Annotated in this window: 13 protein-coding genes; 6 read left to right on the forward strand and 7 right to left on the reverse strand. The window is 72.5% G+C overall.

The genetic code is table 11. The annotated features are described in order from the left end of the window. Positions 1 to 12: 12 nt before the first annotated feature. Positions 13 to 918: a Gfo/Idh/MocA family oxidoreductase gene (locus ABZ939_RS18090; RefSeq protein WP_361855495.1), complete on the forward strand. Its 906-nt coding sequence runs from the start codon at positions 13 to 15 to the stop codon at positions 916 to 918. On the opposite strand, the gene lnt is transcribed toward ABZ939_RS18090, so the two are convergent. Beyond that, positions 842 to 2428 (reverse strand): apolipoprotein N-acyltransferase, encoded by a 1587-nt coding sequence (lnt, locus tag ABZ939_RS18095; RefSeq protein WP_361855649.1) that lies wholly within the window; start codon positions 2426 to 2428, stop codon positions 842 to 844. The genes ABZ939_RS18090 and lnt overlap by 77 nt on opposite strands. A gap of 234 nt (positions 2429 to 2662) precedes the next feature. Then, a complete protein-coding gene (locus tag ABZ939_RS18100; protein ID WP_361855497.1) occupies positions 2663 to 3100 on the reverse strand; it encodes a nuclear transport factor 2 family protein in 438 nt (145 codons plus the stop codon). Positions 3101 to 3183: 83 nt separating this feature from the next. Here ABZ939_RS18100 and ABZ939_RS18105 point away from each other — a divergent pair, with 83 nt between their 5' ends. After that, positions 3184 to 3783: a flavin reductase family protein gene (locus ABZ939_RS18105; protein ID WP_361855500.1), complete on the forward strand. Its 600-nt coding sequence runs from the start codon at positions 3184 to 3186 to the stop codon at positions 3781 to 3783. A 69-nt stretch (positions 3784 to 3852) separates the two neighbouring features. Here ABZ939_RS18105 and ABZ939_RS18110 read toward each other — a convergent pair whose 3' ends face one another. The 3 genes from ABZ939_RS18110 to ABZ939_RS18120 all read right to left on the reverse strand — a co-directional run bounded on the left by ABZ939_RS18110 (position 3853) and on the right by ABZ939_RS18120 (position 5910). Next, entirely contained in the window at positions 3853 to 4068 is a 216-nt protein-coding gene (locus ABZ939_RS18110) for a hypothetical protein (protein ID WP_361855503.1), read from the reverse strand. A 342-nt stretch (positions 4069 to 4410) separates the two neighbouring features. Beyond that, positions 4411 to 5286, reverse strand: a complete 876-nt coding sequence (locus ABZ939_RS18115; protein WP_361855506.1) for an undecaprenyl-diphosphate phosphatase — start codon at positions 5284 to 5286, stop codon at positions 4411 to 4413. Positions 5287 to 5448: 162 nt separating this feature from the next. Further along, a complete protein-coding gene (locus ABZ939_RS18120; protein ID WP_361855509.1) occupies positions 5449 to 5910 on the reverse strand; it encodes a helix-turn-helix domain-containing protein in 462 nt (153 codons plus the stop codon). Between the two features lie 118 nt (positions 5911 to 6028). Between ABZ939_RS18120 and ABZ939_RS18125 the strand changes: the two genes are divergently transcribed. Continuing rightward, positions 6029 to 7198, forward strand: coding sequence for a thiolase family protein (locus tag ABZ939_RS18125; RefSeq protein ID WP_361855512.1), 1170 nt, complete (start codon positions 6029 to 6031; stop codon positions 7196 to 7198). 147 nt (positions 7199 to 7345) lie between these two features. Here the strand turns inward: ABZ939_RS18125 and ABZ939_RS18130 are convergent, their stop codons facing one another. Beyond that, complete coding sequence (locus tag ABZ939_RS18130) at positions 7346 to 8113, reverse strand: TVP38/TMEM64 family protein (RefSeq protein WP_361855514.1); 768 nt, start codon at positions 8111 to 8113, stop codon at positions 7346 to 7348. Between the two features lie 68 nt (positions 8114 to 8181). Here ABZ939_RS18130 and ABZ939_RS18135 point away from each other — a divergent pair, with 68 nt between their 5' ends. The 3 genes from ABZ939_RS18135 (at position 8182) to ABZ939_RS18145 (ending at position 11333) form a co-directional block, all read left to right on the forward strand. Next, the gene (locus ABZ939_RS18135) at positions 8182 to 8889 is read left to right on the forward strand and encodes a DNA alkylation repair protein (protein ID WP_361855517.1); all 708 of its coding nucleotides are present in this window, start codon (positions 8182 to 8184) and stop codon (positions 8887 to 8889) included. 264 nt (positions 8890 to 9153) lie between these two features. Then, positions 9154 to 10323 (forward strand): elongation factor Tu, encoded by a 1170-nt coding sequence (tuf, locus tag ABZ939_RS18140; protein WP_361855520.1) that lies wholly within the window; start codon positions 9154 to 9156, stop codon positions 10321 to 10323. A gap of 164 nt (positions 10324 to 10487) precedes the next feature. Then, positions 10488 to 11333 carry a fused MFS/spermidine synthase gene (locus tag ABZ939_RS18145; RefSeq protein ID WP_361855522.1) on the forward strand — a complete coding sequence of 282 codons (846 nt, stop codon included), beginning with the start codon at positions 10488 to 10490 and terminating at the stop codon, positions 11331 to 11333. 40 nt (positions 11334 to 11373) lie between these two features. On the opposite strand, the gene ABZ939_RS18150 is transcribed toward ABZ939_RS18145, so the two are convergent. Then, positions 11374 to 12702 carry an MFS transporter gene (locus tag ABZ939_RS18150; protein ID WP_361855525.1) on the reverse strand — a complete coding sequence of 443 codons (1329 nt, stop codon included), beginning with the start codon at positions 12700 to 12702 and terminating at the stop codon, positions 11374 to 11376. Between the last annotated feature and the right edge of the window lie 73 nt (positions 12703 to 12775).

The raw sequence follows: 12775 nt of genomic DNA on the forward strand, positions 1-12775 counted from the left end.
TAGGGGGACCCCGTGAAGGTCGGCTGCATCGGACTCGGCGACATCGCGCAGAAGGCATATCTCCCCGTCCTCGCCACGCTTCCCGGGGTCGAACTCCATCTGCAGACACGGACGAGGGGCACCCTGGAGCGGGTCGCCGAGGCCCACCACATCCCGGCCGCGCGACGCCACAGCGACCTCGACTCGCTGCTCTCCGCCGGCCTCGACGCCGCCTTCGTGCACGCGCCGACCGCCACGCACGCCGAGATCGTCACCCGGCTCCTCCAGGCCGGTGTGGCGACCTATGTCGACAAGCCCCTGGCGTACGCGTACGCCGACTCCGCGCGGCTGGTGGAGCTCGCCGAGGAGCGGGAGGTGAGCCTGGCCGTCGGCTTCAACCGGCGCCTGGCCCCCAGTTACGAGCAGTGCCTGGACCACCCGCGCGAGCTGATCCTCATGCAGAAGAACCGGATCGGCCTGCCCGAGGACCCACGCACCCTCGTCCTCGACGACTTCATCCACGTCGTCGACACCCTGCGCTTCCTGCTGCCGGGAGAGGTCGAGCACACGGACGTACGGGCCCGCATCCGCGGCGGACTGATGCACCACGTCGTGCTGCAGCTCTCGGGCGACGGATTCACCGCCATCGGCATGATGAACCGGATGAACGGCTCCACCGAGGAGATCCTCGAAGTCTCCGGCCAGGACACCAAGCGCCAGGTCATCAACATCGCGGACGTCGTGGACCACAAGGGCCAGCCGACCGTCCGGCGACGCGGGGACTGGGTGCCGGTCGCCCGCCAGCGTGGCATCGAGCAGGCCGTCCTCGTCTTCCTCGACGCCGTACGGGCCGGCAAGCGGCTCAGCGCGAGGGACGCGCTGTCGACCCACGAGCTGTGCGAGCGCGTGGTGCGCGAGGCCCTGACACAGGCCTCCTGAGGGCGCCCATGCCCTCGGCGGCGCACAGCGCGCCCAGCACGGCCAGGGCGCTGTACAGCGGCCAGTCGCCGTACTGTGCGTAACCGGTGGCCGTGCGGGCGAGGGGCAGTTCGTACACGGCCGCCGCGCTGCGGTCGGTGCCCAGCGGCGCACCGATCCGGCGGCCGTCGGGGCCGTACACGGCGCTGACGCCGGTCAGCGTCGCATGGACCACCGGGCGGCCGGACTCCGCCGCGCGCAGCGCCGCGAGCGAGGCGTGCTGGGCGGGCGCCCAGCTTTCCTGGAAGGTCGAGGTCGCCGACTGGGCGATCAGCACATCGGCACCGTCACGGGCCAGGCGTCGGGTCATGTCGGGGAACGCGGACTCGAAGCAGACCAGCGGACCGATCCGCAGCGCCGGGTCGGCGCCGTCGGCCGGCAGGGCCATCACCACGGGCTCGGTGCCGCGCCGCCGGTCCTCGCCCGCCGCCTTGCCGACCGACGTCACCCAGCCGAGGACCGCGCGGGCCGGGATGTACTCGCCGAACGGCACGAGCCGCATCTTGTCGTACCGGTCGCCGGTGGGGCCCTGTTCGCCGATCAGCACAGCGCTCTTGAAGATGCCCGGCCGGTCGGAGCGGCGGGCGTCCACATTGACGAGGATCGGCGCGTCGACCGCGCGGGAGAGGGCGGTCAGCCGGGCGGCGAGATCGGGACGCGTGGCCAGATCGGCACCGACGCTGCTCTCGCCCCAGACGACCAGGTCGAGGTCCTTGCCGACGAGCTCACGCGTCAGCTCCTCACCACGGGCGAACCGCCGCTCGGCGCCGCCGGACCCGTCGAACACCCCGGGCTGGACGACGGCGATCCGCGCCGTCCCCTGCTCCCGTGGTGGCGCCGTCCCCCACCAGACCACGCCCAGGGTGAGTGCGCACACCACCAGCCCGACCAGCGCCGTGATCCGTACGGCGGCCGTCGACACCACAAGGAGCGCCACGGCCGTGTTGACCGCCACCACCAGCAGGGACACCAGCCACACACCGCCGACGGAGGCGAGCCGCAGCGCGGGCGAGACCTGCCACTGACTGGCGCCCAGCAGACCCCACGGCCCGCCCAAGGCCTCCCAGGAACGGACGAGTTCGATCAGCAGCCAGCCGGAGGGGATCACCAGGAGCGCTGCGGCGGCACGCGGACCGGAGGGCCCGTCGCCGAGCATCGCCCGCACCAGCCACCCCCAGGGCACCCACAACAGCCCGAGCAGAGCGGCCAGTACGAGGAGGAAGACATGCAGGCTCGGCATCAGCCAGTGGTGCATGGCCACCATGAACCCGATGCCGCCCAGCCAGCCCTCCAGGGCCGCACGCCGCGCGGTGGGAGCGGTGCGGAGCAGCAGCAGCCACGGGACGAGGGCGAGGTAGGCGAACCACCACAGGGCGGGGGCCGGGAAGGCGAGCGCGGGCAGGGCGCCCGCGACGAGCGCGAGAGCGGCGCGGGCGGCGCGATGCGGAGTCCTCCCGGCGCGCCTCCGCATGTCCGCGGGCGGCCCGTCCGCGGGCGGTCCGTCCTCAGGCCGGTCTCCTGCCCCCGTACGGGCCCTGCCTTCGGCTCCTGTACGTGCTGCCGGGTCGCCGGCTCCCGTACGGGCCCGGTGCGGGCGCCAGGGACCGGCACCGGGCCCCTGCTCCTCGCCGGTGCCGCGACGGCCGAACGCAATCCCCACGCCGTGCCTCCAGGTGTCGCCTCCAGTGTGCGCCGCGAGACACCCCTAGGCGCGGCGCCACTTCTCCCGCACGACGACGGAGCGGAGCCGCCAGCCGGCGTCCGTCCTGAGCAGGGAGAAGGCGTAACGACCGCCGCAGACGAAGTCCTCGCCCGATTCGAAACGCATCGGATTCACATAGTCGGCGTGGACCTCCGCGGTGTCCCCCGGGTAGCCGCCGAGGTCCTGGATGGTCACCCGGCGGTTCACGATGAGGTGCTGGCGCACCGGGAACAGCCGCATCGTCTCCGCGAGCCAGTCGGCGACCTCGGCCGCCGCGCCCTCCACTCCGCCGGAACCGCTGTAGTCGGCCCTGCCGTCGCGGGTGAACAGCGCCCGGTAGCCCGTCCAGTCGGAGTCGTCCACGGCCACCGCGTACCCGGTGACGAGGTCGTCGATGGCAAGCCGGTCCATCACGGTCGCGAGATCCACGCGCTGCGTCATCGGCTCAGTGTCGGGCCTGGGGAGGCGTGGGGCCAAGAGCCGTGCGGGCAGGGCGTGGTCGGATACCGGTCATACTTTTCGTCATGCGCATCGACATCGATCCCGACCTGAGCGACCGGAACACCTTCTACCGGCTGCTCACCGCCACCGTCGTGCCCCGCCCGATCGCCTGGATCTCCACGACCTCGGCCGACGGGACCGACAATCTGGCCCCGCACTCCTTCTTCACCATCTCGTCGGTGACCCCGCCGGTGGTCCAGTTCACCTCGGTGGGCCGCAAGGACTCGCTGCGCAACATCGAGGACACCGGTTCCTTCGTGGTGAACCTCGCGCCCGAGCCGCTCTTCGAGCAGATCAACGCCACGGCGACGGACTTTCCGCGCGGGGTGAGCGAGTTCGACGCCTGTGGCGTGGCACGCGAGCCGAGCCTGAAGGTCAAGCCGCCGCGAGTGGCGGGCTCGCCGGTTGCGCTGGAGTGCGAACTGCACAGCACGCTGCGGATCGGCGACTCGACCGTCGTGTTCGGGCGGGTGGTGCACGCGGCGGTGGACGAGTCCGTGATGGCGGACGGCCACCCCGAGGTGACGCTCATGCGGCCGCTGACCCGGCTGGGCAGGAACGAGTGGGGGACGCTGGGCGGCATCCGCGAGATCGCCCGGGTCCCGTACGACTCCGGAGCCTGACGTCCGACTCCGGGGCGTGACGGGCCGGGGCGGGACAGGCCGGGACGCGTCAGGCCGGGGCGTCCGCCCCTAGGCGGCCTCCCATCGGTGTGGGCGGCCGCCGCGCCACTCCACCAGATGGGGGTCGTCAAGGATCATGTCGGCGTCTTCGAGTCCGGCTCGGCGCAGGAACTCGACGAGGTCCGTGTCGTTGTGCGCGAGGCCCACGATCTGCCCGCGGACGGTGACGCGCCGCCCGCCGTCCGGGGAGGGGCGGTGCACGACGATGGGTGCTTGCCAGGCCATGGTTCCAGGGTGCGACGACCGCCCGGATCGCGCCCGGTGGATCCCGCGGGAGGGCTCGGCCCGACCGATCCCGCGGGCGGGTTCACACGGGGTGTGAACGGAACGCGTCGACACGGGCCACGCACACGCTCGCCGCTCGCCGGCGCCGGCGGGAGGATCGTCGCGTCCCTTCGGGAGGGGCGCACCTGAGAAGAGTCCGCCGGAGACCCCCCGAGTCCGGCGACCCGTCCCGATCCGGCGCGGAACCCGGTCCCCGCCCGAACGGACATGAGCCCGTCCGCCCGCCGGTGGTCCATCGACTCCGCCGGCCGCGGACGGGCTCCGGCCCGTCGGTGCTGTCGGTCAGTGGCCGGACTCGCCCGCGTGGGGGCTGAGGACGTCCGTGCCGACCAGGATGAAGAGGACGATGCCGAGCAGGATCCGGTAGATCACGAACGGCATGAAGCTCTTGGTCGTGATGAACTTCATGAACCAGGCGATCACGGCGTAGCCGACACCGAACGCGATGATCGTCGCGAAGATCGTCGGACCCCAGGACACATGACCGCCCTCGGTCGCGTCCTTGAGCTCGAAGGCGCCCGAGGCGAGCACCGCCGGGATGGCCAGCAGGAACGAGTACCGGGCCGCAGCCTCACGGGTGTAGCCCATGAGCAGACCGCCGGAGATCGTCGCGCCCGAGCGGGAGACGCCGGGAATCAGGGCCATCGCCTGGCAGACGCCGAAGATCAGGCCGTCCTTCACGCCGAGTTCCTTGAGCGTCTTGCGCTCGCGGACGACGCGGTGCCGCCCGCCGATCTCGTCGCGGGCGGCGAGGCGGTCCGCGACGCCGAGCACGATGCCCATCACGATGAGGGTCGTGGCGATCAGCCGCAGATCACGGAACGGGCCCTCGATCTGGTCCTTGAGCGTCACGCCGAGCACACCGATCGGGATCGAGCCGACGATGACCAGCCAGCCCATCTGGGCGTCGTGGTCGCCGCGCATCGACTTGTCCAGCAGTGAGCGGAACCAGGCCGAGACGATCCGCGCGATGTCCTTGCGGAAGTAGATCAGGACGGCCGTCTCCGTACCGATCTGGGTGATCGCGGTGAAGGCCGCGCCCGGGTCCTCCCAGCCGGCGAAGGCGGCGGTGAGGCGGAGGTGCGCGCTGGAGGAGATGGGAAGGAACTCCGTCAGCCCCTGGACGAGTCCGAGGATGAATGATTCGAACCAACTCATGGGGCTAGGGCCGTCCCGAATGTGCTCGTGCGGTCAGAAAGGGCGGTCGGATCGGAGATCGTCCGCCGGTCGTTGCGCAGCGTACCGTCCCGAGATGACGGCCCCGATCCCAGGTCTCCATGGGCTCCGTCGCCCTCGGGCCTCGACGGCCACGGCCGCCCCTCAGGCCTCGGCGGGTCCCGCCGTCGTCCAGCCCGGTGACCGCACGTGGTGGGTCAGGCTCGAGGCGTCCGCCTCGTCACCGCAGCAGGCGCACACGACCCGGGGGCTGAGCACCTCGCCGCAACTGTGCTCCAGGACCACCGGCCGGTCCTGCGGGTTCATATGGCGGTCGCCCCAGGCCATGAGCGTCAGCAGCACCGGCTGCAGCTCCTCGCCGGCCGGAGTGGCCCGGTACTCGAAGCGCCGCGGACGCTCGCTGTACGGCACCTTCTCCAGGATCCCGGCCTCCACCAGGCGCTTCAGGCGCGCCGTGAGGATGTCGCGCGGAGCGCCGGTGTTCCGCGCGATCCGGTCGAAGCGGCGCACACCGAGCGAGATCTCGCGCAGCACGAGCAGCGAGTACTTCTCACCGACGAGGGTGAGGGCGTCGGCGATCGAGCAGGGGCGGGGGGCGGCCTTCATGGGCCCAGCCTAGAGCAGGGCCGAGGGGGAGGGTTTGAGAATCAAACTTGCCGGGCTATGTTACTGGCAAGTCTTGGTCCAGTTTTCCAACTCACCAGGTGATCGAGGAGCCGTCATCATGCGCGACGCCGTCATCGTCGAAGCAGTCCGTACGCCCATAGGCAAGGGGAAGGCCAACGGCGCCCTGGCCCAGGTCCACCCTGTCGCCCTGCTCTCCCACACCTTCGGCGCGCTCATCGAGCGCAGCGGCATCGACCCCGCCCTCGTCGACGACGTCATCGGCGGAACCGTCGACCAGGTCGGCGAACAGGCCATGAACACCACTCGGTACGCCTGGCTCGGCGCGGGCTTCCCGGAGTCCGTGCCCGCCACCACCGTCGACCGGCAGTGCGGCTCCTCCCAGCAGGCCGTCCACTTCGCGGCGCAGGGTGTGATCTCTGGTGCGTACGACATCGCCGTCGCCTGCGGGGTCGAGTCCATGAGCCGTGTCCCGATGTGGTCGAACGTGCCGCCCGGTGCCGACCCCTTCGGCCCCGGGGTCGCCGAGCGGTACCCCGACGGCCTGGTCCCGCAGGGCATCAGCGCGGAACTGATCGCCGCGAAGTGGTCGATCGGGCGCGAGGCCATGGACGAGTTCGCCGCCGCCTCCCACGCCAAGGCCGCCCGGAGCTGGGAGGCCGGGCTCTTCGACGCCGAGGTCGTCCCCTACGGAGACGTCCGCCGCGACGAGTCGGTGCGGCCCTCGACCACGCCGGAGATCCTGGCCGGGCTCCGGCCCGCTTTCCAGGACCCGGTCTTCGCCGAGCGCTTCCCGCAGATCGACTGGTCGGTGACCGCGGGCAACAGCAGCCCGACCAACGACGGAGCCTCCGCCGTGCTCGTCATGGCGGCGGAGACCGCCGAGCGGCTCGGGCTCCGTCCGCTGGCCCGGCTGCACAGCTTCGCGGTGACCGGCTCCGACCCGCTGCTGATGCTGACCGGCGTGATCCCCGCGACGGAGAAGGTGCTGCGCAGGGCGGGTCTGGGCCTCGACGACATCGACCTCTTCGAGATCAACGAGGCGTTCGCGAGCGTCGTGCTCGCCTGGCAGCAGGAGACCGGGGCCGACCCGGCCAAGGTCAACGTCCACGGTGGCGCCATCGCGATCGGCCATCCTCTGGGTGCCAGCGGCACCCGGCTGACGACCACCCTGGTCCACGCCCTGCGGGCCCGTGGCGCCCGGTACGGCCTCCAGGCGATGTGCGAGGCGGGCGGCCTGGCCAACGCCATGATCGTCGAGGCGCTCTGACGAACGCCGCGCGGAGGGCGGGGCACGAAACAGACGGGCGCCGGCGGCGGCTGAGAGGGCGCGGCTGGGGGGCGTGCGCCGGCGGAGAGGGCAGGGCCTGGGGGGTGCGCCGGCGGAGAGGGCAGGGCTGAGAGGTTGGTTGCGGCCCTAGGGCTCCTGCGAGGCCCCCACGCCCGTCAGGGTGCGGGGCTCGGCCGGTTCGGCCGGGGCCGGCGTCGCCCGCAGCCGGTGGCGCTTGCGCCACGCGACGGTCGCCGCCGCGAGGCCGGAGACGACGATGAAGCCCATCGAGATCAGAAAGGCGGGCGAGGTCGGCGAGCCGGCCTCGCTGCCCGCCACCACATACGCCGTCGTGTTCGGGATCGACCCGATCCCCGTCGCCAGGAGGAACGGCGCGTACCCCATCCGGGAGACCGCCGCGCAGTAGTTGGCGGCGGCGAACGGCACGCCGGGGAAGAGCCGGATCGCCAGCATCGAGCGGAAGCCGTGCCTGCTCAGCTGCCCGTCCACCGCCTTCAGCCAGCGCCCCCGCAGCAGCGGCCGCAGCGCGTCCTGACCCAGAACTCGCCCCAGGGTGAACGAGATCCCCGCCCCCAGAACCGTCCCGGCGACCGCCGCCGCCAGTCCCGCCTGGGTGCCGAAGAGCGCGCCCGCCGCGAGGTTCAGGATCGGCCGCGGGACGAAGGCGGCCGTGCACGCCCCGTACGCGAGCCCGAACAGCACCACCGCGCCCACGCCGCTCATCTGCGGCGGCCAGCCCGCCTGGAGCAGCCGCTGGGGCTCGTACAGCACCACGGCCGTCGCCGCGGTGGCGAGGAGCGCGGCGAGCAGGGAGAGACGCGACCAGGGCGACAGCAGAGCCCGGGAGCAGCGCAGTGCGAGGGAGCCCGGCGGCCGGGTGACGGGGTCGAGCATCCGGGGAGACTAACCGACGGGCCCATGTGATCGCCGTAATGTCCGTCATCGGCCGTAGTGTGAGCCGCATGACGACTGCCGTGCCCGCTGTGCCCGACAGCGCTCTCGCCGACACCCTGCTCGCCCGCCTCACCGAGGTCTACCCGGCGGCCGGCGACCCCTTCCGGGCGCAGGAGATGGTCGCGTACATGAAGGGAGTCGCTCCCTTCCTGGGCATCCGCACCCCCGAGCGGCGCGCCCTGTCCCGTACGGTCATCGACGGCACCCCGCGCCCGGACGAGGCCGACTGCACAGCCGTCGCGCTGCGGTGCTTCGCGCTCCCCGAGCGCGAGTACCACTACTTCGCCGTCGACTACCTGCGCCGTCACGTCAGGCGCTGCTCCTCAGGCTTCCTGCCCGTCGCCCGTCGGCTCGTCACCACGGACTCCTGGTGGGACACGGTCGACCACCTCGCCGCCCACGTGGTCGGCGGCCTCGTCGCGGCCGATCCGAAGCTCGCCGCGCGGATGGACGAGTGGATCGAGGACGACGACGTGTGGGTCGCGCGCACCGCGCTGCTGCACCAACTCCGGTTCAGGGACGCGACCGACACCGAGCGGCTGTTCGCCTACTGTCTGCGCCGGGCCGGCGACACCGACTTCTTCCTCCGCAAGGCGATCGGCTGGGCCCTGCGCGAGTACGCAAAGACCGGCCCGGACGAGGTGCGCGCGTTCGTCGAGGAGAACCGCGGCCGGCTCGCCCCGCTCTCCGTGCGCGAGGCGCTCAAGCACTTCTGAACTCCCGTACCGCCGAAAATCGTTCGACGTCCGGCCGGCGCGACGGCATGCTCATGGGCATGTCCCGGTACGCCTTCCTCGCAGCACGGCCCGCAGTCGCGGCCGCGCCGAAGGCTGCCGTCGTTCTCGTCGCAACGCTCGCAGCCGCACTCGACGGCGCCCGAAGCTGACCCTCCCCGGCTCGTCCGGCGGACCCCACAGGGGGAGGGTCGGTCCGGCCCCGGGGTCCCCTCTCACGCTTCGAGCTCAAGGAACGAGCGAACCATGCCCAAGACGGCATACGTGCGCACCAAGCCGCACCTCAACATCGGCACCATGGGCCACGTCGACCACGGCAAGACCACCCTGACCGCCGCCATCACCAAGGTCCTCAGCGAGCGCGGGACCGGCACGTTCGTGCCGTTCGACCGGATCGACCGCGCGCCCGAGGAGGCGCAGCGCGGCATCACCATCAACATCGCGCACGTCGAGTACGAGACCGACACCCGCCACTACGCCCATGTCGACATGCCCGGCCACGCCGACTACGTCAAGAACATGGTCACCGGCGCCGCCCAGCTCGACGGGGCCATCCTCGTCGTCTCCGCGCTCGACGGGATCATGCCGCAGACGGCCGAGCACGTCCTGCTCGCCCGCCAGGTCGGCGTCGACCACATCGTGGTCGCGCTCAACAAGGCCGACGCGGGCGACGACGAGCTGACCGACCTGGTCGAGCTGGAGGTACGGGAGCTGCTGACCGCGCACGGCTACGGCGGCGACTCCGTCCCCGTCGTCCGGGTGTCCGGACTCAGGGCCCTGGAGGGCGACCCACGCTGGACCGGCGCGATCGAGGCGCTGCTCGACGCGGTGGACACCTACGTGCCCATGCCCGTGCGGTACGTGGACGCGCCGTTCCTGATGTCCGTCGAGAACGTCCTCACCATCACCGGCCGTGGCACCGTCGTCACCGGAGCCGTCGAGCGCGGCACGGTGCGGGTCGGCGACCGCGTGGAGGTGCTGGGCGCGGAGACCGAGACGGTCGTCACCGGGGTGGAGACCTTCGGCAAGCTCATGGAGTCGGCCGAGGCGGGCGACAACGTCGCCCTGCTGCTGCGCGGTGTCGCGCGGGACGCGGTCCGCCGCGGTCACGTGGTGGCGGCGCCGGGCAGCGTCGTGCCGAGCCGGCGCTTCACCGCGCAGGTCTACGTCCTGTCCGGCAAGGAGGGTGGCCGCACCACCCCCGTCTCGACCGGCTACCGGCCGCAGTTCTACATCCGGACCGCGGACGTCGTCGGTGACGTCGACCTCGGCGAGGCGGCGGTCGCGCGCCCGGGCGACACGGTCACCATGACCGTCGAACTCGGCCGTGACGTACCGCTGGAGCCGGGTCTCGGCTTCGCCATCCGCGAGGGCGGCCGTACGGTCGGCGCCGGCACGGTCACGACCGTCGGCTGAGAGCCGGCCGGCGAGCGCCGAGCCGGTCCCCGGCCGGTGAGCGCCCGGCCGGTGAGCGGCCTCCGGTCTCGGCCGGGTGGGCCCGCATTCCGTACCCCACGGAATGCGGGCCCGGGTCGCCGCCCGCGCGGAAGCGGTCCGTGCTCTGTGGGCACAATGAGAGCGTGAACGAGCAGATACCCGTCATCCGGGACGTCGACTGGGGAACCGCCAGGCTCATGCCCGACGTCGACCGGGAGCGGGCCTGGCTGCTCACGGTCGACGGCGCGCCGCAGTCGTACGTCGACCTGGACGATCCGACGTACCTCGAGTTCGAGTACGCGCGCCGGCTCGCCCATGTCATCGACAGCGCCGCGGACGAGGGCGCGCCGCTGTCCGTCCTGCACCTCGGCGGCGGGGCGCTCACCCTGCCCCGGTACGTCGCCGCGACTCGGCCGGGTTCGCGGCAGGACGTCGTGGAGGCCGACCGGGGGCTGCTCGACCTGGTCGCCGAGCACCTTCCGCTGCCGGACGGCTCGGGTGTCACCGTGCACGGGGCGGACGCCAGGGCGTGGCTGGAGAGCGCGCCCGAGGCGTCGGCGGACGTGCTGATCGCCGATGTCTTCGGCGGCTCGCGGGTGCCCGCGCATCTGACCTCCGTCGCGTACGCGCGGGAGGCCCGGCGGGTGCTGCGACCGGGCGGCGTCTACGTCGCGAACCTCGCCGACGGAGCGCCGTTCGCCTTCCTCCGCTCCCAACTGGCGACCTTCGCCGAGGTCTTCACCGAGCTGGCCCTGATCGCCGAACCGGCGGTGCTGCGCGGCCGCCGCTTCGGCAACGCGGTCCTCGTCGCCAGCGACCGGGAGATCGACACGGCCCATCTGGCCCGGCGGGCGGCCGCGGACGCGTTCCCCGCGCGGGTGGAGTTCGGAGCGACCCTCACGCGCTTCACCGGATCCGCCCGCCCGGTGACCGACGCGGACGCGGTCCCGTCCCCCGTACCCCCGGACGGCGCCTTCAGCGTCGGCTGACGACCGCGCACGCGGGCACGCGCGGCCGAGCGCGGCCGAGTCAGCCGCCCGGCTGGGGTTCCCGGGTCTCCGCGACCGGCGTCGGAGCGGCGACGGTCACGTGGTCCGCGGAACCGCCCACCTGCTTCGTGCGGCGCTTCAGGTTCCGGACGTCCGGGACCAGCAGGACCAGGGCCGTCACCACCACGATGAGCGTCGCCGATCCCCACAGCGCCTCACTGCGGCCGAAGAGGCTCTCCGCCGGGCCCGCGAGGGCCGTGGACAGGGGGAGCATGGCCGTCGAGCCGAACCAGTCGTACGCGGACACCCGCGACAGCTTGTCCTCCGGGATCTCCTGGTGCAGCGTCGTCATCCACGCCACGCCGAACACCTCGATGGCCACCCCGCTGCCGAACATCGCCGCCGAGAGACCCACCACGTCGAGGGGTACGGCGAGCGCCGCCGACGGCAGAGCGATCGGGAAGACGCCCAGGGTGCCCACGAGCAGCATCCGGCGCGGTTTCCAGCGCATCATCAGCAGCGCGCCGGCGAGCGTACCGACGCCGAAGAAGGCCAGCGCGATTCCCCAGGGCCGGGCGCCGCCGAGCTGGTCCCGGGCCACCAGCGGCCCGTAGACGGACTCGGCCGCGCCGACGAGCGCCACGACGATGGAGAACTGGGCCACGATGGACCACAGCCAGGGCCGGCCGATGAACTCGTGCCAGCCCTCACGCAGATCGGCGAGCAGACCGCCTCCCGCCTCGCGCGCCGCGATGTGGCTGACGTCGAGGAAGGCGCGCAGCGCGCCGGCGACGGCGAAGGCCGCGGCGTCGATCGCGAGGACCCAGCCCGGTCCGACCGCGGCGATCATCGCGCCGCCGAGCGCCGCCCCGCCGATGCCGGCGCCGTGCATGGCCATCCGGAACAGGGCGAAGGCCCGGCTGACCTGTTCGCCGCTGACGCTGGACATCAACATGCCCTCGGCCGCCGGGTTGAAGAAGGCCTGGCCGGTTCCGCACAGCGCGGTGAGCAGCATCATCTGCCACAGCTGTGGGTCGCCCGTGAGGACGAGGAGGGCGAAGACGCCCTGCGAGACACAGTTGAGGGCGTTGGCGGCGACCATCACCCGGTGCCGGGGTATCCGGTCCGCCACCGCGCCGCCGATGAGCAGGAAGAGCACGAGCGGGAGGGTCCGGGCCGCCGCCACCAGGCCGACGTCTCCGCCGTCCCCACCGGACTGCAGCACGGCGAACGCCGCCGCGATCAGGGCCCCGTGGGTGCCCAGGTTGGTGACGATCGCGGCGGCGGTCAGCAGCAGATAGTTGCGGCCGGCCCATTCGGGGCGGCGGGAGAGCAGGGGGGTCCGCGGGGAGGCGGCGGGAGTTCTCACCCCGGGACTATCCCTGTCGCCGCCGCCTCCTGCCAAACCGATTACCGGACGATGTGCCGAACGTCGCCGGCCG

Origin of the sequence: Streptomyces sp. NPDC046712 (assembly GCF_040645695.1) — a bacterium.
Lineage (GTDB): Bacteria > Actinomycetota > Actinomycetes > Streptomycetales > Streptomycetaceae > Streptomyces.